This window comes from Pseudomonas sp. FSL R10-0399 (assembly GCF_009600165.1).
Lineage (GTDB): Bacteria > Pseudomonadota > Gammaproteobacteria > Pseudomonadales > Pseudomonadaceae > Aquipseudomonas > Aquipseudomonas helleri.
Genome location: NZ_WIWK01000104.1, coordinates 1 through 21,960 on the forward strand (window position 1 = coordinate 1; position 21,960 = coordinate 21,960).

Annotated in this window: 20 protein-coding genes and 1 pseudogene; 11 read left to right on the forward strand and 10 right to left on the reverse strand. The window is 58.9% G+C overall.

Features of this window, described 5'->3' with window-relative positions; translation table 11 throughout:
* Together GHO41_RS23155 and GHO41_RS23160 are read left to right on the forward strand one after the other, a co-directional pair.
* Positions 1–349, forward strand: a pseudogene (locus GHO41_RS23155) (cystathionine gamma-synthase); the annotation flags it as partial.
* A gap of 67 nt (positions 350–416) precedes the next feature.
* Positions 417–869, forward strand: a complete 453-nt coding sequence (locus GHO41_RS23160) for a YaiI/YqxD family protein (RefSeq protein WP_048366900.1) — start codon at positions 417–419, stop codon at positions 867–869.
* Here GHO41_RS23160 and elbB read toward each other — a convergent pair whose 3' ends face one another.
* Positions 870–1,535: an isoprenoid biosynthesis glyoxalase ElbB gene (gene elbB / locus GHO41_RS23165; protein WP_153434767.1), complete on the reverse strand. Its 666-nt coding sequence runs from the start codon at positions 1,533–1,535 to the stop codon at positions 870–872.
* Positions 1,536–1,665: 130 nt separating this feature from the next.
* Positions 1,666–2,283, reverse strand: a complete 618-nt coding sequence (locus GHO41_RS23170; RefSeq protein ID WP_153391401.1) for a DedA family protein — start codon at positions 2,281–2,283, stop codon at positions 1,666–1,668.
* 447 nt (positions 2,284–2,730) lie between these two features.
* On the opposite strand from GHO41_RS23170, the gene ppk1 reads away from it, so the two are divergent.
* Positions 2,731–4,968, forward strand: a complete 2,238-nt coding sequence (gene ppk1 / locus GHO41_RS23175) for a polyphosphate kinase 1 (protein ID WP_048366897.1) — start codon at positions 2,731–2,733, stop codon at positions 4,966–4,968.
* A 122-nt stretch (positions 4,969–5,090) separates the two neighbouring features.
* On the opposite strand, the gene ppx is transcribed toward ppk1, so the two are convergent.
* The 5 genes from ppx to GHO41_RS23200 all read right to left on the reverse strand — a co-directional run bounded on the left by ppx (position 5,091) and on the right by GHO41_RS23200 (position 9,684).
* The gene (gene ppx / locus GHO41_RS23180; protein WP_048390480.1) at positions 5,091–6,593 is read right to left on the reverse strand and encodes an exopolyphosphatase; all 1,503 of its coding nucleotides are present in this window, start codon (positions 6,591–6,593) and stop codon (positions 5,091–5,093) included.
* Between the two features lie 254 nt (positions 6,594–6,847).
* Positions 6,848–7,579, reverse strand: a complete 732-nt coding sequence (locus tag GHO41_RS23185; protein ID WP_048390478.1) for an amino acid ABC transporter ATP-binding protein — start codon at positions 7,577–7,579, stop codon at positions 6,848–6,850.
* The gene (locus GHO41_RS23190; protein ID WP_174479311.1) at positions 7,566–8,216 is read right to left on the reverse strand and encodes an amino acid ABC transporter permease; all 651 of its coding nucleotides are present in this window, start codon (positions 8,214–8,216) and stop codon (positions 7,566–7,568) included. Before GHO41_RS23190 ends, GHO41_RS23185 begins: the two co-directional genes overlap by 14 nt.
* Positions 8,213–8,878, reverse strand: coding sequence for an amino acid ABC transporter permease (locus tag GHO41_RS23195; protein WP_048366893.1), 666 nt, complete (start codon positions 8,876–8,878; stop codon positions 8,213–8,215). The genes GHO41_RS23190 and GHO41_RS23195 overlap by 4 nt, the downstream gene beginning before the upstream one ends.
* A gap of 20 nt (positions 8,879–8,898) precedes the next feature.
* Positions 8,899–9,684, reverse strand: a complete 786-nt coding sequence (locus GHO41_RS23200) for a transporter substrate-binding domain-containing protein (RefSeq protein WP_153326052.1) — start codon at positions 9,682–9,684, stop codon at positions 8,899–8,901.
* Positions 9,685–9,940: 256 nt separating this feature from the next.
* Between GHO41_RS23200 and GHO41_RS23205 the strand changes: the two genes are divergently transcribed.
* The 8 genes from GHO41_RS23205 to GHO41_RS23240 all read left to right on the forward strand — a co-directional run bounded on the left by GHO41_RS23205 (position 9,941) and on the right by GHO41_RS23240 (position 17,373).
* Positions 9,941–10,648: a FadR/GntR family transcriptional regulator gene (locus tag GHO41_RS23205; RefSeq protein WP_048390473.1), complete on the forward strand. Its 708-nt coding sequence runs from the start codon at positions 9,941–9,943 to the stop codon at positions 10,646–10,648.
* Positions 10,649–10,769: 121 nt separating this feature from the next.
* Positions 10,770–11,099, forward strand: coding sequence for a thioredoxin TrxA (gene trxA / locus GHO41_RS23210; RefSeq protein ID WP_003206727.1), 330 nt, complete (start codon positions 10,770–10,772; stop codon positions 11,097–11,099).
* A 233-nt stretch (positions 11,100–11,332) separates the two neighbouring features.
* On the forward strand, positions 11,333–12,592 hold the full coding sequence (gene rho / locus GHO41_RS23215) for a transcription termination factor Rho (RefSeq protein ID WP_048366890.1): 1,260 nt from the start codon (positions 11,333–11,335) through the stop codon (positions 12,590–12,592).
* A 144-nt stretch (positions 12,593–12,736) separates the two neighbouring features.
* Positions 12,737–14,203: a 4-hydroxy-3-polyprenylbenzoate decarboxylase gene (ubiD, locus tag GHO41_RS23220; RefSeq protein ID WP_153326050.1), complete on the forward strand. Its 1,467-nt coding sequence runs from the start codon at positions 12,737–12,739 to the stop codon at positions 14,201–14,203.
* On the forward strand, positions 14,203–15,171 hold the full coding sequence (locus GHO41_RS23225; RefSeq protein WP_153434768.1) for a CDP-6-deoxy-delta-3,4-glucoseen reductase: 969 nt from the start codon (positions 14,203–14,205) through the stop codon (positions 15,169–15,171). The genes ubiD and GHO41_RS23225 overlap by 1 nt, the downstream gene beginning before the upstream one ends.
* Before the next feature lie 236 nt (positions 15,172–15,407).
* Complete coding sequence (locus GHO41_RS23230; RefSeq protein ID WP_153331449.1) at positions 15,408–16,067, forward strand: gamma-glutamylcyclotransferase; 660 nt, start codon at positions 15,408–15,410, stop codon at positions 16,065–16,067.
* Between the two features lie 142 nt (positions 16,068–16,209).
* The gene (locus GHO41_RS23235; protein ID WP_153326044.1) at positions 16,210–16,875 is read left to right on the forward strand and encodes an energy transducer TonB; all 666 of its coding nucleotides are present in this window, start codon (positions 16,210–16,212) and stop codon (positions 16,873–16,875) included.
* Positions 16,876–16,968: 93 nt separating this feature from the next.
* Positions 16,969–17,373, forward strand: coding sequence for a flagellar basal body-associated protein FliL (locus tag GHO41_RS23240; RefSeq protein ID WP_048390468.1), 405 nt, complete (start codon positions 16,969–16,971; stop codon positions 17,371–17,373).
* 104 nt (positions 17,374–17,477) lie between these two features.
* Here the strand turns inward: GHO41_RS23240 and GHO41_RS23245 are convergent, their stop codons facing one another.
* The 3 genes from GHO41_RS23245 to GHO41_RS23255 form a co-directional block, all read right to left on the reverse strand.
* Positions 17,478–18,596 carry an ABC transporter permease gene (locus GHO41_RS23245; RefSeq protein WP_048366886.1) on the reverse strand — a complete coding sequence of 373 codons (1,119 nt, stop codon included), beginning with the start codon at positions 18,594–18,596 and terminating at the stop codon, positions 17,478–17,480.
* A complete protein-coding gene (gene rbbA, locus GHO41_RS23250; RefSeq protein WP_048366885.1) occupies positions 18,596–21,331 on the reverse strand; it encodes a ribosome-associated ATPase/putative transporter RbbA in 2,736 nt (911 codons plus the stop codon). Before rbbA ends, GHO41_RS23245 begins: the two co-directional genes overlap by 1 nt.
* Positions 21,328–21,960: HlyD family secretion protein (locus tag GHO41_RS23255; RefSeq protein ID WP_153434769.1), on the reverse strand; the 633-nt coding region annotated here is incomplete at its 5' end. The genes GHO41_RS23255 and rbbA, both read right to left, overlap by 4 nt.

Genomic DNA, 21,960 nt, shown 5'->3' on the forward strand with positions numbered 1-21,960 from the left:
GGCCGGGCATGACGCCGTACTGGCGGGCGGCGCCACGGCGCTGGTGCTGCTGATCGGCCTGGCGTGGATCATCCTGCGCGGCTCAGCCAAATTGCCACTGGGCGTATTCTTCGGCATCAACGCCGCGCTGCTGTGCGCCTTGTCCGTCGTCTTCGCCGGCCATGGCGTCAAAGCCCTGCAGGAAGCCGGAATCTTTGGCACACGACCTGTGCCGTTCTTCGAGTTCGACTGGCTCGGCATCCACGCAGACGCCTACTCGCTCAGCGCACAAGCCATCGCCATCCTGGCGATCATCGTGCTCTACAGCCGCAGCAGACTGGCTGAAAAGCGTCGGGAACAGGCTTCTTGAACACGGGTGGGAACGAGGCTTGCCCGCTCCCACCGTTTTTTGTTGCTTATTATCAGGAGCTACCCCCATGCGTGTCTGGATCGACGCAGACGCTTGCCCCAAGGCTGCGAAGGATCAGGTCATCAAATTCGCGCTCAAGCGTCAGTTTGAGGTGGTGCTGGTGGCCGGGCAGAGTCAGGTCAAGCCGACGTATACGTTGGTCAAGCTGATTGTGGTGCCCAGTGGCCCGGATGCGGCGGATGACTATTTGGTCGAGCATGCCGTGCCCGGCGAGTTGGTGATTTGCAGCGATGTGCCGCTGGCTGACCGGCTGGTGAAGAAGGGTGTGGCAGCGCTGGACCCGCGCGGTAAAGAGTTTGACGCGCAGAACATGGGCGAGCGGCTGGCGGTGCGCAATCTGTTTACCGATTTGCGTGAGCAAGGCCAGGTCGGCGGCGGGCAGGGTGCTTATGGCGAACGCGATAAGCAGGCGTTCGCCAATGCACTGGACCGGATTCTGACCCGGCTCGCGCGGGGCTGATTACGCGTGCTGGGTCAGTTCCAAGACGCGGTCGACCATTTTGTTGATGCCAGAAGCGGCTTCGCTGATGGACTGGGCCAGCATGTAGGCCGGGGTGCTGACCAGTTTGCGGGCTTTGTCTTCGACGATGTCAGAGACTTCACATTCTTGGTGAGTGCCGCCCATTTTTTCTACCGCAGCGGCGGTGTCTGCATCTTTGCCGATGGTACAGATGACGCCAGGGCCGTAGATTTTGGCGGCGATGGCCGGTGAGATGCACATCAAACCGATCGGCTTGCCCGCCTCGGCAAAGGCTTCGGCCAAGGCCAGTACATCGGCTTGAACGCTGCAGGCAGCGCCTTCAGTGGCGAAGCTAGAAAGGTTTTTGGCGGCGCCAAACCCGCCGGGTACGATCAGCGCGTCAAAGTCGTCCACCTTGGCTTCACGAATGTCCTTTATCTCGCCTCGGGCGATCCGCGCCGACTCGACCAGCACATTGCGCGACTCGGGCATTTCTTCGCCGGTCAGGTGGTTGATGACGTGCAGTTGCGCAATGTTCGGCGCGAAGCATTGCACGTGGGCGCCGCGCTGACTGAGGCGCAGCAGGGTGATCACGCTTTCGTGGATTTCGGTGCCGTCATAGACGCCACAGCCGGAAAGAACAACGGCAATATTTTTGGTGGTCATGGTGGGTCTCCTTGTTCGTGGCGTTACTGTCTCTTTATTTGGCAACTGATGCCAGTGGGAGGTTCCGCGATCACGCAGGCGCTGCGGTGCAGCGCCCAGGGAGAGGGTGTGTGCGAGCGCACACACCGGCTTATTCCGCTGGTGGAGTGTTAACTTCAGCGGCTTTGTTTTTTTCTTCCAGCGCGGTCTGTTTGGCCAGGCGCGCGTTCTTGAAGCGCCGGCGCAGCCACAGGCAGCCGCCCAGCACCAGCAAGGCGCCCAGTACCCACAGCTCGTACTTTTTGACGCTGCCTAGCAGGCCTTCCAGCACGGCGCCAAAGTGGTAGGCGGCGGTGGCCAGGGCAACGGCCCAAATGGCGGCACCAATCCCGTTGAGCAGCAGGTAGCGGCCCGGCGGGTAGCCTGAAAGGCCAATGGCCACGGGCATGACGGTGCGCAGACCGTACACAAAGCGGAAGCTCAAGACCCAGATGTCCGGGTGCTTGCGGATATGCTCCAGCGCCTTGTCGCCCATGAGTTGCCAGCGCGGTTTGCGCGCCAACAATTTGCGGCCGTGTTTGCGCCCCAGGAAGTACCACAGCTGGTCGCCGGCATAACTGCCGAGGAACGCCACGATCATGACCACTTTAAGGTCCATGTATCCGCGGAACGCCAAGAAGCCTGCGAGAACCAGGATGGTCTCACCTTCAAAGAACGTCCCTAGAAACAGGGCGAAGTAACCGAATTCTTGAAGAAATTGTTGGAGCATTGTCTGGATGCTGGAGAAATGAACGCGCAGCCTACGCCTTAAGGGACGTTCAGGAAAGTATCGAACTGTGTCTTCTCATGAACAATTCCTACAAATCGTAAGTATTTGACCTACATCATAAGGGTTGTCATCTAGGATTCATGACACGTTGCTATAACGGTCGCGCGTAGATGGACAGTGCTCAACATCTGTGGGAGCGGGCTTGCTCGCGATTCAGCCGCTGCGGTTCTTCAGGATCGCCGCGGCGATGCCATCGCGAGCAAGCCCGCTCCCACAATAAGCATCGTTGCAGAACAAAATTGACAAAAAGCCCTCTAATCGGCTCCAGCCCGCATAAAGCGCCTATGAGCGGTTTAAACCCATTGGCGTTGGTGGCATTCTGGCAGCTTGATTGCACGCGCCGCTAAACGGTCACGAGAGTCAAACCCGCTCTTACAGGAACATTCAATGAATACCGAAGGACAGACAGAACTCGTTGCTACTGAGGCTGAGCCCATTGTGGAGCAGGCCACTGAGACACCGCCCGTGCCGGAAGCTCACGCACCTGCTGCGCCTGAAGCGCCAGCGGCGGCGCAACCAGCCATTGCCATTCCGGGTCTGGATGACAGCAGCCTGTATATCCACCGTGAACTCTCGCAGTTGCAATTCAACATCCGGGTGCTTGAGCAGGCGCTGGATGAGTCCTACCCGCTGCTTGAGCGGTTGAAGTTCCTGTTGATTTTCTCCAGCAACCTGGACGAATTCTTCGAAATTCGTGTGGCCGGCCTGAAGAAACAAATTACCTTCGCTCGCGAACAAGCGGGCGCCGATGGCTTGCAGCCGCACCAGGCGCTGGCCCGGATCAGCGAGCTGGTACACGGCCACGTTGATCGCCAATACGCGATCCTCAACGACATCCTGCTGCCCGAGCTTGAAAAGCATCAGGTGCGCTTTATCCGTCGCCGTTACTGGAACACCAAGATCAAGGTCTGGGTGCGCAAGTTCTTCCGCGACGAAATCGCGCCGATCATTACCCCGATCGGTCTCGACCCGACGCACCCGTTCCCGCTGCTGGTGAACAAGAGCCTCAACTTTATCGTTGAGCTTGAAGGCATCGACGCCTTTGGTCGCGATTCCGGCCTGGCGATCATCCCGGCGCCGCGCTTGTTGCCGCGTGTGATCAAAGTGCCTGAAGAGGTCGGTGGCCCAGGCGACAACTACGTGTTCCTGTCGTCGATGATCCACGCCCACGCCGATGACCTGTTCCAGGGCATGAAGGTGAAGGGGTGCTACCAGTTCCGTCTGACCCGTAACGCCGACCTGGCCGTTGACACCGAAGATGTAGAAGACTTGGCCCGTGCCCTGCGCGGCGAGCTGTTCTCGCGTCGCTACGGCGATGCGGTGCGTCTGGAAGTGGCCGACACCTGCCCTAAACACCTGTCGGATTACCTGCTCAAGCAGTTCAACCTGCAAGAGACCGAGCTGTACCAGGTCAACGGCCCGGTGAACCTCACGCGGCTGTTCAGCATTACCGGCCTGGACAGCCATCCGGAGCTGCAATACACGCCGTTCACCCCGGCGATTCCGAAGCTGTTGCAGAACAGCGAGAACATTTTCAGCGTGGTCAGCAAGCAGGACATCTTGCTGCTGCACCCGTTTGAGTCCTTCACCCCGGTGGTCGATCTGCTGCGTCAGGCGGCCAAAGACCCGCATGTACTGGCTGTGCGCCAGACCCTGTACCGCAGCGGCGCCAACTCTGAAATCGTCGATGCGCTGGTGGATGCCGCGCGTAACGGTAAAGAAGTGACCGCGGTGATCGAATTGCGTGCGCGGTTTGACGAAGAGTCCAACCTGCAACTGGCCAGCCGTCTGCAAGCCGCCGGTGCGGTGGTGATCTACGGCGTGGTGGGCTTTAAGACCCACGCCAAGATGATGCTGATTCTGCGCCGTGAAGCGGGCGAGATCGTGCGTTACGCGCACTTGGGTACGGGTAACTACCACGCCGGCAACGCGCGCCTGTACACCGACTACAGCTTGCTGACGTCGGATGATGCGCTGTGCGAAGACGTCGGCAAGTTGTTCAGCCAACTGATCGGCATGGGTAAGACCCTGCGCATGAAAAAACTCCTGCATGCGCCGTTTACCCTGAAAAAAGGCATGCTCGACATGATTGCCCGCGAAACGCAGTTTGCGTTAGAGGGCAAGCCTGCGCACATCATCGCCAAGTTCAACTCGCTGACCGACCCGAAAATCATCCGCGCCCTGTACAAGGCCAGCCAGTCCGGCGTGCGCATTGATCTGGTGGTGCGTGGCATGTGCTGCTTGCGTCCGGGCATTCCGGGCGTCTCGCACAACATCCACGTGCGCTCGATCATTGGCCGCTTCCTGGAACACACACGGGTGTTCTACTTCCTCAATGGCGGCGAAGAGCAGATGTTCCTGTCGAGTGCTGACTGGATGGAGCGCAACCTCGATAAACGTGTCGAGACGTGCTTCCCGGTAGAGGGCAAAAAGCTGATTCTGCGGGTCAAGAAGGAGCTGGAATGCTACCTGACGGACAACACCCACAGCTGGAGCCTGCAGTCTGACGGTCGTTACGTGCGCAACACGCCGACCGGCAACCAGAATCCGCGCAGCGCCCAAGCGACCCTGCTGGAGCGCCTGAGCCTGCCGGTACTGACCGTCAGCACCGGCCCGTCGGTGTAAACCCTACATAACCCTGTGGGAGCGGGCTTGCTCGCGATTCAGGCGGCGCGGTGTTTCAAACAAACCGCGTCGATCCCATCGCGAGCAAGCCCGCTCCCACATGTGTTTCAAAGCAGGGTGCCTTACGAAATAGTCAGCACTATCCCGACGCGCGTCAGCCATTGGGCTTCTTGTTCGAAGTCGGCCTGGGTCAGCGGGTTCTGTTCCAGCCAGCCTTCAGCGAAGATCACTTCCAGGTGATCGCCATCGGCGCGCAGCTTCACTTGCGACGCTTCCTGGTTGCCACGGATGTGGTAGAACAAAATCGCAAAACGCAGCAGCACGCACAGGCGAATCAGCTTGATGCCTTCGGCGCCGAACTCGGCGAACTTGTCTTTTGGAATGTTACGGCGATGACCGCGCACCAGCAGCGCGAGCATTTGCTGGTCTTCACGTGAGAAACCGGCAAGGTCAGAGTGCTCGATCAGGTAAGCACCGTGCTTGTGGTAGTGGTAGTGGGCAATGTCCAGGCCGACTTCATGGACCTTGGCCGCCCAGCTCAGCAGCTCACGCCAGACCCCGTCTTCGAGTTCCCATGACTTGGCCACCTGGTCAAACGCGCGCAGGGCTTTGCGTTCAACCCGTGCGGCTTGTTCCAGATCAACGTGGTAGCGCTCCATCAGCGAACTCAAGGTGCGCTCGCGCACGTCTTCGTGATGATGGCGACCTAACAGGTCGTAGAGCACGCCTTCACGCAGGGCGCCGTCGCAGTGGTCCATGCGTTGCAATTCAAGGGCGTCAAAAATCGCCTCAAGAATCGCCAGCCCGGCCGGGAAAATCGCCCGACGGTCTGGTTTGATGCCTTCGAAGTCGATTTTGTCCACTTCACCCAGCTTGAACAGCTTGCGCTTGAGCCAGGCCAGGCCCTCGGCATTCACTTCGCCTGCACCGTGGCCGCCGGCTTTGAGGGCAAGGCCAATGGCGCGGATGGTGCCGGAGGAGCCGATGGCTTCATCCCACGTCAGGCGGTGCAGCGCGTGCTCAATGCTCATGAGCTCAAGGCGCGCCGCGGTGTATGCCTGGGCATAACGTGCCGGGGTGATCTTGCCGTCGCGGAAATAGCGTTGGGTGAAGCTCACGCAGCCCATCTGCAGGCTTTCACGCAGCAGGGGCTCAAAACGTTGGCCGATGATGAATTCGGTACTGCCACCGCCGATGTCGGCCACCAGGCGCTTGCCCGGTGTGTCGGCGAGGGTGTGCGAAACGCCCAGATAAATCAGGCGCGCTTCTTCACGTCCAGAAATGACTTCTACGGTGTGGCCCAGGATTTGTTCTGCGCGCACGATAAATTCATTGCGGTTGCGGGCTTCACGCAAGGCGTTGGTGCCCACGATGCGCACGGCGCCCAAGGGCATGCCTTTGATCAATTGCGCAAAACGCTTCAAGCAATCGAGGCCACGCTGCATGGACTCTTCGTTGAGGTGGCGTTCTTCGTCGATACCGGCAGCCAGCTGCACCTTATCGCCAAGACGTTCAAGAATGCGGATTTCACCGTTCTGAGCCTTGGCCACCACCATGTGAAAGCTGTTAGAACCCAAGTCTATAGCGGCGATCAGGGACGGATTCTTGCTTTTGGATTGGGGCATGTTTGAGGAGTCTCGGTCGATAACTTCGCCATCGTGCCACGATCAAACGCTCGCGCCAACGCGTGATGTGCGATGCATTGATATGGAGCACGTAAGAGATGACGTTAGCTTGTTCCTGACAACTCGTATTTTTTAAACGATCTAATTTTTGTCACACATCCCCTGTAAAAGCCCCCGCTAACGGTAGGAGCGAGCTTGCCTCGCGATCTTTTAAGGGTTGAAAAGATCGCGAGACAAGCTCGCTCCTACAGGGGTTAAACCTCAACCGAACCGATAAAATTCGCCAGCTCAGGGGTTTTCGGGTTGGCGAACAGCACTTTGGGGTCGCCCACCTCATGCACCTTGCCCTGGTGCATAAACACCAGTTTGTCGCCGACTTCGCGAGCGAAACGCATTTCGTGGGTCACCATAATCAGCGTCATGCCCTCGCGGGCCAATTGGCGCACCACGTTGAGCACCTCGTTGACCAGTTCGGGGTCGAGGGCCGAGGTGATTTCGTCACACAGCAGCACTTTGGGCGACATGGCCAGCGCCCGGGCAATGGCCACGCGCTGTTGCTGCCCGCCCGACAGGCGTTCGGGGAAGGCATCAAACTTGTCGCCCAGGCCCACACGCTCCAGCATCTCGCGGGCCAGTTGCGCGGCCTTGGCCTTGGGCACTTTTTGCACCACTTGCGGGGCCAGCATGACGTTTTCGCCGACGCTCAAGTGCGGGAACAAATTGAACTGCTGAAACACCATGCCGACTTTCTGGCGCAGGCTGCGCAAGTCGGCGCGGGCGGCGTCCATGTATTCGTCATCGACTTCAATGACCCCGTCGTTGATCGACTCCAGGCCGTTCAAAGTTCTCAGCAGCGTGCTTTTGCCCGAGCCGCTGCGGCCAATGATCGCGACCACCTGGCCTTGTTCAACGCTCAGGTCGATGCCTTTAAGCACGTGATGGTCGCCGTAGTATTTATGCAGGGCGGTAACTCTAAGCAGAGGCATGCAGTCTCCTTTCCAGATAGCGCGCACTGAGCGACAAGGGGTAGCACAAGAGGAAGTAACCGAGCGCCACCAAGCCGTAGACCATAAAAGGCTCAAAAGTGGCGTTGGCCAGCATGCTGCCGGTCTTGGTCAGCTCGGTGAAACCAATGATCGAGGTAACGGCGGTGCCTTTAATCACCTGCACCGAAAACCCCACAGTGGGCGCGATGGCCACCCGCAAGGCTTGCGGCAAAATCACGTAACGCAATTGCTCCAGCGGGCTTAGCGCCAGGCTGGCCGACGCTTCCCACTGGCCATTGGCAATGGATTCGACGCTGCCGCGCCAGATCTCTGCCAGGTAAGCGCTGGTAAACAGCGTCAGCGCCAGGGCGGCGGCCATCCACGGCGAAATGTCGATGCCGAGCAAGGCGATGCCAAAAAAGATCAAAAACAGTTGCATCAGCAAGGGCGTGCCCTGAAACAGCTCTATATAGCCGCGTGCCAGCGTGCGGGCGAAGCGGCTCTTGGAGATGCGCATCAGCAGCACCAGCAGGCCGATCAGGCCGCCACCGATAAAGGCCACGACGGACAGCGCGACGGTCCATTGCAGGCCCGCCAGCAAATTGCGCACGATGTCCCAGAAGGTAAAGTCCATCAGCGACTCCTGCTCAGGTAGCGGCGGCCGAAGGCATTCAGTAACTGGCGAATCAACAGCGCCATGCACAAGTAGATCAGGGTGGTCAGGGCGTAGGTTTCAAAGGCCCGGAAGTTGCGCGACTGAATGAAGTTGGCGAAAAAGCTCAGCTCTTCGGTGGCAATTTGCGAACACACCGCCGAGCCGAGCATCACGATAATGATTTGGCTGCTCAGTGCCGGCCACACTTTGGCCAGCGCGGGCTGCAAGACCACATAGCGAAACGCCTCAAAACGAGACATAGCCAGCGCCGCGGCGGCTTCCAGCTGGCCTTTGGGGATGGCCTGAATGCCGGCGCGAATAATCTCGGTGGAGTAAGCGCCGAGGTTAATCACCATGGCCAGTGCCGAGGCTTGCCATTCGCTGATGTGCACGCCAAGGCCCGGTAAGCCGAAGAAGATAAAAAACAACTGCACCAAAAACGGTGTGTTGCGAATCACTTCAACGTACAGACCAAACAGGGCGGCGAAAGGGCGGATGTTCCAGGCCCGGACCACCGCCCCGACAATCCCCAGGCTGACGCCAAACAGCGTGCCGATGGCGGTCAGTTCCAGGGTGAACAAGGCGCCGCGCAGCAACAGGTCAGTGTTTTGCAGGACCGGTAAAAAGTCGAACTGATAAGCCATGATGACCTCGTTGCGGGTGATCAGAGGTCGGCTGGCAGCGGCTCTTTAAGCCATTGCAACGCATTCTTTTCCAGGCTGCCGTCGGCTTTGGCGGTGCTCAGAATCTGGTTCACCTTGTCCAGCAGCTCAGGCTGGCCCTTGTTGACCCCGACATACACCGGCGAATCTTTGAGCTTTAGCTTCATGGCCGGGATGCGTTTAGGGTTGCGCTCGCTGATGGTCACCATCACCACGTTGCCGCTGGCGATCAGGTCCACTTGCCCGGCCAGGTAGGCGGCGATGGTCGAGTTGTTGTCTTCAAAGCGTTTGATCGTGACACCGGCAGGCGCCACGTTGGTCAGCTCGATGTCTTCGATGGCGCCACGGGTGACGCTGATGGTTTTACCTTTGAGGTCATCCAGCGTCTTGATTTCTGCGTCTGGCGGACCAAACACGCCGAGGTAGAAGGGCGCGTAGGCGTGGGAGAAGTCGATGACTTTCGCGCGATCCGGGTTTTTACCCAGGCTGGAAATCACCAGGTCGACTTTACCCGTGGTCAGATACGGCACGCGGTTGGTGCTGTTGACCGGGGTGAGTTCCAGTTTGACCTTGAGCTGGTCGGCCAACAGTTTTGCCGTATCAATGTCCAGGCCGCGGGGTTTCATGTCAGGGCCGACCGAGCCAAACGGCGGAAAGTCTTGCGGGACGGCAACCTTCAAGGTGCCACGAGCCATCACATCATCAAGTTGATTGGCCTGGGCCGGAGCCTGAAACAGCACCAGGCTGGCGAACAAGGCACATATCAGGGCGCTGTAGCGCTGGGTCATGGCAACTCTCCAAATCGGGTGGACGGTGATGTCTGCCATTGGACAGAGCACAGGCCATGCCAACAGCGGTTTCAGGGCTGGGAGGCAGGGTTCAGAAGGCTTGCGGCGGTCGGACTGGTCTGAACAGTTGCCGAGCTTTTTGCACCTCTATCGGGCGTTGCGTGCACGGCTTGAACCGCCGTGGGGCGTGACTTGCCGAGCGCCGGCAATAGCTTTACAACTACGTTCCAACCTCAGCCGATCAAGTCGATTTGTGATGAATTCAAGCGCACGCGCGGTACCCGAAGTGGCGCTGTTGGCCATTCGTAAACTGATCGATGAGCGCGGCTTTGCGCCGGGTGATGCATTGCCTTCGCAGCGCGATCTGGCGGTGCAGTTGGGGGTCAGCCGGGCGTCATTGCGCGAGGCGCTGTCGTCATTGAGTGCGTTGGGCGTGGTCAGCGTCCAGCCCGGCAAAGGCGTGTACGTGCAAACGGTGGGTGAGCCCGCAGCGATCGCCACTGCGTCTGACTGGCCTTTTGCGGCGCAGGCCTGCCCTGAGGACATCTTTCAATTGCGTTACGCGCTTGAGGGGTTGGCGGCAGGATTGGCCGCCGTGAGGCTGACCCGTGATGAACTCGACGTGCTGCAAGACAATGTCGAGGCCATGCGCCTGGAGTTGCGCGCCGAGGACTTCGCCCGGGCGGCGCAACTGGACTTTGAGTTCCATCAGATTATTTTGCGCGCCAGTGGCAACCAGACCATGGCGAATATTCTGATAACCCGCGCCGATATCTTTCTTGAAAGCCAGAAATTGCCCTTTATTCGCCCTGAACGGGCGATGGAAACCTGGCAAGAACACCGCAAAATCCTTCGCGCATTGGCGCGCCACGCCAGCGGGCCAGCGCACAAAGCCATGAGCGAGCACATACGCCAGGCGGCTTCGCGCACCGGGATCGCTTTTGTCACCTCCGGCGTGTTCTGAAAGGGGGTCATACTCAGGCTCATGTGCGGCCATAGTAATAGACAATCATCCGTCAGCTTCCTGAACGCGGTGATGACGGCTATGATGTGCTACGTTTTTGCTTACAACCACGGAGACTTCCATGAGCAGCGATCTTATTAAACACGTTAGCGACGCTAGCTTTGAGGCCGATGTTCTCAAGGCTGAAGGCGCTGTATTGGTCGATTACTGGGCTGAATGGTGTGGCCCTTGCAAAATGATCGCGCCAGTTCTGGATGAGATCGCCGAGACTTACAAAGGCAAGCTGACTGTTGCCAAGCTGAACATTGACGAAAACCAGGAAACCCCTGCCAAGCACGGCGTTCGTGGTATTCCAACGTTGATGCTGTTCAAGAACGGCAACGTTGAAGCCACCAAGGTCGGTGCGCTGTCGAAGTCGCAGCTGGCTGCATTCCTCGACGCTAATATCTAAGCGTTGTTAAAAGCCCCGCAAATTGCGGGGCTTTTTCATGGCTCAAGGACTAGACGCTATGAAACTCAAGTGGTACATTCGGCCCCGCACTGGTTTCTCCACTGCCCCCTGCAAGCCGTCGCCGACGCACTCCTTATCGAATTAGTACGCGATCCTGTCGCCTTCTCTGCGGCGCGGCCTCATTAAGCCAAAAGCTTAATTTCCCCCTCCATAAATGATTACGTCATTCCTATATGAACCTGACTGAACTCAAGCAAAAGCCGATTACCGAACTGCTCGAATTGGCCGAACAGATGGGCATAGAAAATATGGCCCGTTCGCGCAAGCAGGACGTGATTTTCTCCCTGCTGAAAAAGCACGCGAAAAGCGGCGAGGAAATCTCCGGTGATGGCGTGCTGGAGATCCTCCAGGACGGCTTCGGCTTCCTCCGCTCTGCTGACGCCTCTTACCTGGCCGGCCCGGACGATATTTACGTCTCGCCTAGCCAGATTCGACGTTTCAACCTGCGCACCGGCGACACCATCGTCGGTAAAATTCGCCCGCCAAAAGAAGGCGAGCGTTATTTCGCACTGTTGAAAGTCGACACGATCAACTTCGATCGTCCAGAGAACGCGAAAAACAAGATTCTCTTCGAGAACTTGACCCCGCTGTTCCCGAACGTACGCATGAAGATGGAAATCGGTAACGGTTCCACCGAAGATTTGACCGGTCGTGTAATCGACCTCTGCGCCCCGATCGGTAAAGGTCAGCGCGGTCTGATCGTTGCTCCGCCAAAAGCGGGCAAGACCATCATGCTGCAGAACATTGCGTCGAACATTTCGCGTAACAACCCGGAAGTGCACTTGATCGTTCTGTTGATCGACGAGCGCCCGGAAGAAGTAACCGAAATGCAGCGTACCGTGCGCGGCGAAGTGGTTGCCTCCACCTTCGACGAGCCGCCAACCCGCCACGTGCAGGTTGCCGAAATGGTGATCGAGAAGGCCAAGCGCCTGGTCGAACACAAAAAAGACGTGGTGATCCTGCTCGACTCCATCACCCGTCTGGCCCGTGCCTACAACACTGTGATCCCGAGCTCCGGCAAGGTATTGACCGGTGGTGTTGATGCCCACGCCCTTGAGAAACCAAAGCGTTTCTTCGGTGCTGCGCGAAACATCGAAGAAGGCGGCTCGCTGACCATTATCGCCACCGCACTGGTTGAAACCGGTTCGAAGATGGACGAAGTGATCTACGAAGAGTTCAAAGGCACCGGCAACATGGAACTGCCTCTGGACCGCAAAATCGCTGAAAAACGCGTCTTCCCGGCGATCAACATCAACCGTTCCGGCACCCGCCGTGAAGAGTTGCTGACCGCTGACGACGAGTTGCAACGCATGTGGATCCTGCGCAAGCTGTTGCACCCGATGGACGAAGTAGCAGCCATCGAGTTCTTGATCGACAAGCTGAAGCAGACCAAGACCAACGATGAGTTCTTCCTGTCGATGAAGCGCAAGTAAATCGCCGGAAGTTAAGCAAGAGCCGGGGAAACCCGGCTTTTTGCTGTCTAACCTTTCTTGATTTTGGGCAGCTCTCCCTTCAGATCACGCGGCTTGGGCGCTACACTCGGTGCCCCAACGCCACGGCCAACATGAGGCTCAAGCATGCAGTACCGCGACTTACGTGACTTTATCAGCGGCCTGGAACAGCGCGGCGAACTCAAGCGCATCCAGGTTCCGGTGTCACCCAAACTGGAAATGACCGAAATCTGCGACCGCACATTGCGCGCCAAAGGTCCGGCCTTACTGTTTGAAAACCCGGTGGGTCACGATATCCCTGTGCTCGGCAACCTGTTCGGCACGCCTGAGCGCGTGGCCCTGGGCATGGGCGCTGACTCGGTGAGTGAGCTGCGTGAAATCGGCAAGCTGCTGGCGTTTCTGAAGGAGCCCGAGCCGCCTAAAGGTCTGAAAGACGCGTGGTCCAAGTTGCCGATCTTCCGCAAGATTATTTCCATGGCCCCGAAAGTCGTCAAAGACGCGGTGTGCCAGGAAGTGGTCATTGAGGGCGACGATGTCGACCTCGCCCTGTTGCCGGTTCAGCATTGCTGGCCGGGAGACGTGGCGCCGCTGATTACCTGGGGCCTGACCGTCACCAAAGGTCCGAACAAGGACCGCCAGAACCTGGGCATTTATCGCCAGCAGGTGATTGGCCGCAATAAAGTCATCATGCGCTGGTTGAGCCACCGTGGCGGTGCGCTGGACTACCGTGAGTGGTGCGAAAAACACCCCGGTACGCCGTTCCCGGTGTCTGTGGCGCTGGGTGCTGACCCGGCCACCATTTTGGGCGCCGTCACCCCCGTGCCAGACAGCTTGTCCGAATATGCCTTCGCCGGGCTGCTACGCGGCAACCGCACCGAGCTGGTGAAGTGCCGTGGCAACGACCTGCAAGTGCCGGCCACGGCTGAGATCATCCTCGAAGGCGTGATCCACCCCGGCGAAATGGCCCCGGAAGGCCCGTACGGCGACCACACCGGTTACTACAACGAGGTCGACAGCTTCCCGGTGTTCACCGTTGAGCGCATCACCCACCGGATCAAACCGATTTACCACAGCACCTACACTGGCCGTCCACCGGATGAGCCGGCGATTCTGGGCGTGGCACTCAACGAAGTGTTCGTGCCGATTCTGCAAAAGCAGTTCCCGGAAATCACTGACTTTTACCTGCCGCCTGAAGGCTGCTCGTACCGCATGGCCATTGTGACCATGAAAAAGCAGTACCCGGGGCACGCCAAGCGCGTAATGCTCGGTGTGTGGTCGTTTTTGCGCCAGTTCATGTACACCAAATTCGTTATCGTCACCGACGACGACATCAACGCGCGCGACTGGAACGACGTGATCTGGGCCATCACCACACGCATGGACCCCAAGCGCGACACGGTGATGATCGACAACACGCCAATCGACTACCTCGACTTTGCCTCGCCGATTTCGGGCCTGGGGTCGAAGATGGGGCTGGATGCAACCAACAAATGGCCAGGCGAAACCTCCCGCGAATGGGGTCGGGTCATCGTCAAGGATGAGGCCGTGACTCGCCGGATCGATGACATCTGGAATCAATTAGGAATAGATTGATGCGTGTAACCTTGCAGCCTTCAGGCGCCGTATTGGACACCTTGCCTGGCGAGCGGATTCTGGATGCGGCGCAGCGCCTGGGCTATGAATGCCCGCAAAGCTGCCGCAATGGTAATTGCCACGTGTGCGCAGCCTTGCTGGTTGAAGGGCAGGTGGAGCAGGCGGGTGAAGTCCGTGACCATGGCGAGGTCTACACCTGCCTGGCGGAGCCGCTGGAAGACTGCGTGGTGTTGTGGGATGGCGTCCTTGCGTTGGGAGAATTACCGGTGCGTAGCTTGGCCTGTCAGTTAACCGAATGTGTCGAGTTGGGTGGTGATGTGTGGCGGGTGCGTTTGCGTGCACCGGCGGGCAAACTGCCGCGTTATCACGCCGGGCAATACGTGATGCTGGAGCGTGAAAACGGCGAGAAGTCGGCGTTTTCACTGGCCAGCGCACCGCACTCGGGGCGCGACCTTGAACTGCACGTACTGGTGCGCGAAGACAGCGCCCGCAGCCTGATCGAGCAGTTGCAACGCAACAAAATGATCCGTCTGGAGCTGCCGTTTGGCGACACACACTTGTCTGAATTGCCGGACGGGCCGCTGGTGCTGATCGCTGCGGGCACCGGCATGGCGCAAATGCACAGCCTGATCGAGCATTGCCGCGCCAAAGGGTTCAAGCATCCGGTGCATTTGTACTGGGGCGTGCGTCGTCCTGAAGACTTTTACGCGTTGGAAGAGTGGGACGCCTGGCAGCAGATCCCCAACCTGTTCTTGCACAAGGTCGTCAGTGATTTGTGCGGCTGGGAAGGGCGTTGCGGGTTGTTGCACGAAGCGGTGTGTGAAGACATCAGCGACCTTAGCGCTGTCTCGGTGTATGCCAGCGGCTCGCCTGCCATGATCTACGGCACCCTCGACGCGCTGGTTGAAGCGGGTATGGACGCGCACCAAATGCGCGCCGACGTGTTCGCCTACGCCCCCCGTCCTTGACGTAACCCCGTCTTCGACGCCGCTCTGTCGCGCAGCAAACAGGCCACCGATAATCGTCAGCATCCCCCAATCAGTTCCTTCTCCCTCCGGGAGAGGCGTGGTGAGGGGCTCTTGATTTGCGTCAAATCAGATTACTGGCCGCCATACGTCTTGCCGCGCGGGTTATTTCATTTTTACTGCTATAAGATTCATAACGTTATTTTCTAGTACGCCGCATGCAATGCCTGTAGGACTCCATGCCTTCTGTGATAACTGTTTCTGAATCAGCGTGTACAAACGTTATTTACCCTCCGCGACTCGATCTTGGGGCGCCCCTGACCCCAGAACAACTTCAGCAATCCTTGCAGGCCACCATGGCGTGCCATCAAGGCGGTCCGGTCTGGCTGTTTGCCTACGGCTCGCTTATCTGGCGTCCTGAATGCACAGCTGTCGAGCGGGTGCGGGGCCGGGTGCATGGCTACCATCGCGGCTTGTATTTGTGGTCCCACGAGCATCGAGGCACGCCGCAACTGCCCGGCCTGGTCTTTGGCCTGGACCGTGGTGGCTCGTGCAGTGGCTTTGCCTATCGCCTGCCTGAAGACAACCTTGAAGCGGCGCTCAACGCCTTGTGGCGGCGTGAAATGCCCGTGCCTTCCTATCGGCCGCACTGGCTGAACTGCCGGCTTGAAGACGGTAGCCAGGTCCAGGCGTTGGGGTTTGTACTGGAACGGCATTTGCCCAGCTACGCGGGCAACCTCCCGGACGGCGTACTCAGCCAGGTGCTGGCCAACGCCAGCGGTCGCTACGGTACCACCCGTGACTACGTCGAACAGACCATCAGCGCCTTGCGCAGCCACGCCATGCCAGACCGCAACCTGGAGGCGCGCCTCAAGCGCTGTGTCTTGGCCAAGCCGTAAGGCTTAGTTTGAGGGTTCTGTCCATTTAATCGGAGCCATCCCACAACAGGATCAGAGCCCATGGGCTGAGAAACCTGGCGACACACTCCTATCATGCTTCCCCTCTGTGCTCATGTGAGCGCAGAGTCCGGGGGGGAAGGTGATGAAAGGCTTAGTCGGGTTTATGGTGATGTTCATGACACTGAGTGCGTGGGCAGAGACGTGGCTCCCTGACGTCAAATACCTGATCAAGCCTGACTTCCCCGATGAGCTTCGATACGCAGGCTCGGATGGAGAGGTGCGGTTGAAAGTTGTGGTCAAGGCTGATGGGTCGGTGGTTGATCCGAAAATCGTTTACAGCTCTCATCCCTTGTTTGCCGGGGCTGCCCTCAAGGTCATTGGCGAGTGGCGGTTCTCAAGCCGGCCGCTGACAGGGGATAACCCGCAGCAGCTAGAGGTCTTCGTGCCCATGGTTTTTGAGTATGAGCCTGTGAAGAAAGGTAAACAAAGCGACCAGCCGCTCGATTTGGTGACCGCAACCTGCCTGCAGCTCAATCGGGAGATCGATAGGTATGTTCGCAGTGATACGAAAATTCCGCTCGCGAACGTCACATTATTCCGGCTAACCCAAAAGCATTTGATTGCAGGGTTGGTTGACGGGAAGTACGACAATGAGTCGCTAACGCTGGGCTTGTTCGACCTTTCCCAAAGCATGCTCAACGTGACGAATATCTGTCAGCGCAGAATCAGCCGCACATTTGTCGACCTGCTACCGCCCAGCGTCAAAGCCTTGTTGGAGTCCGGGGGCATGGTGATTAAACGCGAGTAAACCTACGGCTTTTGCAGCGCTGGCCGATAACGGTAGACAGGTTTGTAAGCTGCCCCGGTATGCTTACCGCCATCTCGAACAAAGGAGCGAATTGTGAAAGCGTGGATTGTATTGCTGCTGGCTCTGACCTTGCCGATGACGGCGCTTGCCGAAGAAGCTGCAGAAGGCGCCGCGAAGGTTAGCTACATCACCATGAGCCCACCGTTTGTGGGCAATTACGGGCTGGACGGCAGCGCAAAGCTCAAGGTGTACAAGGCCGATATCTCGCTGCGCGTGTCGAGTGACGAAGCGGCGAAGGCGGTCAAGGCCAATGACGCGTTGATCCGTAACCAGTTGGTGGGCTTGTTTACCCAGCAAACCAGCGAAAGCTTGGGCAGTGTCGAAGCCAAAGAGAAAGTGCGCCAGGAAGCACTGAAACAGGTGCAGCAAGTCATGACGGACGAGACCGGCAAGCCGATGGTGGAAGACCTGCTGTTCAATAATTTGATTGTTCAGTAAACGATTCGCGCTGCATTACAAACTGTAGGAGCGAGCTTGCTCGCGATCTTTTTAAAAGCTCAAAAGATCGCGAGACAAGCTCGCTCCTACAAGAGTAAAGGGCCTTACGACGCCAAACTCTTGCGGAACCGCGCCAGCGCGACGGCAAAGAATACCAGGCCAATCGCCGTCAGGGCCAGCAGGTCGGGCCACACCACATCAACCCCCGCCCCCCGGAACAAGATAGCCGCGCTCAAGCTCACAAAGTGGGTGGAGGGCGAGCATTGCATGACCCATTGCAGCCATTCGGGCATGCTGTCCAGCGGTGTGCTGCCGCCCGAGAGCAGCAGCATGGGGATGATCACCGGGATCGCCAACAGACCAAACTGCGGTGTTGAGCGGGCCAACGTGGCGAGGAAGATCCCCAGCGCGGTACTGGCAAACAGGTACAGCGCGGTGACCATCAAAAACAACGCCAGCGAACCCGACAGCGGCACGCCCAGCGCCCATTTAACGATGATCTCCAGTGACAGCCAGGTGCACACCACCACGACCAGCATGTTGCTCCAGATCTTCGCGAGCATGATTTCCAGTGCGGTCAGCGGCAACACCAGCAAGTGGTCGAGGGTGCCGTGTTCACGCTCACGCAGCAGCGCGGTCCCGGTCAGCACGATGGCCAAAATGGTGATGTTGTTGACGATTTGAATCACCGCCAAAAACCAGCCGCCCTCCAGGTTCGGGTTGAACAATGGGCGGCTGCTGATCAGTGCCGGGGCTTTCGCGCCCGCGTTGGCTTGCCCCGCGTAATCGAGCAATTCGCGCTGGAAAATCTGCCCGATATACCCCGCCCCCATAAACGCCTGGCTCATGGCGGTGGCATCCACGTTGAGTTGCACAGCAGGCTCGCGGCCGGCCAGTAAATCGGCCTGGAAGTTAGCGGGTACGTTAATCACGAAGGTGTATTCGCCTTTGTCCAACGCCTCATCGAGTTGGTCATAGGGCAGGGCTTGCGGGGTTTTGAATTCCGGAGGCAGCAGCGATTCACTGAGCTTGCGTGACAGCGCGCTGTGGTCTTCGTCGATGATTGCCACGCTGGCGTTATGCACGCCAATGATGGAGCCCGCCGCCGGCATGTAAATCGCCACCGTAAAGGCGTACAGCAAGAACAGCAGCAACACGCTGTCGTGACGCAAGCTGGTGAGTTCTTTGAGGCCAAGGCGCAGGATGTGCGAGAGCTTATGCATCAGACCTCCTGCTTCTTGAGCATGATCAGGCTCAGGCCGGTAAAGGCGACGAAGAACCCGAACAGCGCCAGGCATTGCGGCCATAGCTGGCGAAGGTCCAGCGCTTTGGTGAAGGTGCCCACGGCAATATCAAGGAAGTGCCCGGCGGGGAACAACATGCCCATCAGCGCCGCTGAACCGTCCAGCGAAGAGCGCGGCACGATCAGCCCGGAGAACTGAATGGTCGGCAGGCTGGTGATGATCATGGTGCCCAGGATGGCGGCAATCTGGGTGCGGGTGAACGCCGAAATCAGTAGCCCCATGCTGGTGGTCGACAGCACATACAGCACGCCGCCCAACGCCAGGGTAAGGCCGCTACCTTTAAACGGAACGCCAAACAGCCAGCGGTTCATGGCCACCAGCAACGCCAGGTTGACCAGACTGACCGCCAGATACGGCGCCTGTTTGCCCAGCAAAAACTCCAGGCGGGTCAACGGCGTGGCGTAGAAGTTGGTAATGGAGCCCAGCTCCTTTTCACGCACGATCCCAAGCGCGGTGAGCATGGCCGGGATAAACGCGAGAATCAGCGCCATCACGCCGGGGCCGATGGCGTTCACGCTGATAACGTCTTGGTTGTAACGAAAACGCACTTCGAGTTTGGCCGCAGACTGTTTGTTTTGCGCCAGGCTGCTCAGGGTGCTCAACTGTTCGAGGTTGCCCTGGTGCACCGCCTGGACGTAGCTGCGGCTGGTTTCTGCACGAAACGGCATGCCGCCATCAATCCAGGCCGCCACCGTGGGCTGGCGCCCGGCATACAGGTCGCGGCCAAAGCCCGGCGGTATCTCCAGGGCGATTTTGATCTCGGAGCGTTGCAAGCGTTTGTGCAGTTCTTCGGGGCTCTGGATGGGTGCGTGCTCTTCGAAATACCGTGAACTGCGGAATGCCTCAAGGTAGGCCCTGCTTTGGGGTGTCTGGTCCTGGTCGTAGACGGCGAACGCGAGGTTTTCCACGTCCAGCGAAATGCCATAGCCAAAGATCACCATCATGAACACGGCGCCCAGCAAGGCGAAGGCCATGCGCACCTTGTCGCGCAACAGTTCTTTGGATTCACGGCTGGCTACGGCAATCAACCGCGTCAGGCTGAACCCGCTCTTGCTCGGCGGGGGCGGCGCATGGGCGGCTGGTGCGGCGATGGCCTCGGTGTCGGGCGGCGGGGCGGTGGCACCCTGATCGTTTTGCGCCTGCTCAAGGCACGTCACAAACGCGGCTTCCAGGGTTTCACCCTTGAACTGCTGTTGCAGCGCATCGGGCGTATCGCAGGCCAGTACCTTGCCCGCGTGCATCAACGAGATGCGGTCACAGCGCTGGGCTTCGTTCATAAAGTGGGTCGACAAAAAGATCGTCACCCCCTGGTCCCGCGACAGCTCGATCAACAGCCGCCAGAAGTCATCGCGAGCGGCGGGGTCAACGCCGGAGGTCGGTTCATCGAGGATCAGCACTTCGGGGCGGTGCAGCACGGCAACCGCTAAAGACAAACGCTGACGCAGGCCCAGCGGCAATTCGCCGGACTGTTGATCGGCGACGTCGCCCAGGTCAAACCGCTCGATCAGCTCTTCAATGCGTGCCTGGCTTTCATCTTTGGGCAGGTCGAATAACTGCGCGTGCAGCACCAGGTTCTGGCGCACGCTCAACTCGCCGTACAGCGAGAAGCTTTGCGACATAAAGCCGACGCGCTTGCGGGTGGCCAGGTCTTTGGCGTTCACCGGGTTGCCCAGCAGTTTGGCGCTGCCTTCGGTGGCCGGCATCAAGCCGGTCAGCACTTTCATGGTGGTGGTTTTGCCGCAGCCGTTGGAGCCCAAAAAGCCGAAAATCTCGCCTCGGCCAATGGCAAAGCTGACTTTGTTTACAGCGGTGAAATCGCCGAACTTAAGCGTCAGGTCATGGGCTTCAATGGCGATGTCGCTGTTGTCGCCGACCCGGGGTGGAATCACCAGCGGCTCATTGCTGTGACCACTGTCGCCCTGGTAGTGGGTAAAGGCTTCATCCAGCTTGCCGTTGGGCGATGCGGCGGCCAGCTCTTCGCTCAAGCCTGCGGCAATCAGCTTGCCCCGGTCGAGCATCAGGCAGTGTTCAAATTGCTCGGCCTCTTCCATGTACGCCGTGGCCACCAGCAGCGTCAGTTGCGGGCGCTGGCTGCGTACGTCTTCGACCAACTCCCAAAAGCGCCGCCGCGACAGCGGGTCAACGCCGGTGGTGGGCTCATCGAGAATTAGCAAGTCAGGCTCGTGTATCAGTGCGCAGCACAGGCCGAGCTTTTGTTTCATGCCGCCCGAGAGCTTACCCGCCGGGCGATCGGCAAAGCGCTCCAGGTCAGTCGCCTTGAGCAACTGCTCCATGCGTTCTTCGCATTCTTTTTTAGACAGGCCGAACAGCGTGCCGAAAAAGCGGATGTTTTCACTGATGGACAATTCAGGGTAAAGGTTGCCGCCCAGCCCTTGGGGCATAAAGGCAATCAGCGGGTACAGCGTGTTGCGGTGATGGCGGTCATCAATCGGGCCGCCCAGTACCTCAAGGGTGCCTTGCTGGAGTTTTTTGACCCCGGCAATCAGCCCGAGAAGGCTCGATTTACCCGCACCATCCGGGCCAATCAGGCCGCAGCGTGTGCCTTTGGGCAGGCTGAACGCAACGTCGATCAGCGCCTGTTGTTTGCCATACCAGTGGTTGATGCCACTGGCGTTGAGCGCCAGGTCGCTCATTGCAGATTAGCCGGCCAGTCCACATCGGCGGTTCGCACATAGCCTGCGCCCGGCATGCCTGGCTTGGCCTGGGGCACGGCCTCAGGATCGGTCAGGCGCAATTTGACGCGGAACACCAGTTTTTGGCGCTCATCGCGGGTTTCAACTTCTTTGGGGGTGAACTGCGACTTGGCCGCGACAAAGGAAATTTTGGCGGGCAACGCCTGATCGGGCAGGGCATCGAGCACGATACGCGCCTCGGCGCCCACGGTCAGTTTGCCGACCACGGCGGCGGGCAGGTACAGGTTCATGTACTGGTCGCTCGGGTCGATCATCATGAACACCCGGCCACCCGAACCCAACACTTCACCGGGCTCGGCCAGACGCAGCTGGATCACGCCGTTGATGGGCGCGCGCAGGCTGCTGTCTTCGATTTCGCTGGTGAGTTGCGCCACTTGGGCTTCGCTGGACGCGATGGCCGCTTTGGCTGCGGCGACCTGGGCCTGGGCGGCAGTCACGGCGGCGTTGCTGGTGTCGAATTGGGCTTGCTGCTGGTCGACTTGCTGGCCGCTGGCAAAGCCGCGTTGCGACAGTTGGCGGGTGCGCTTGAGTTCCTGGCTGGCCAGCAGTTTTTCGCTCTGGCGCAATTG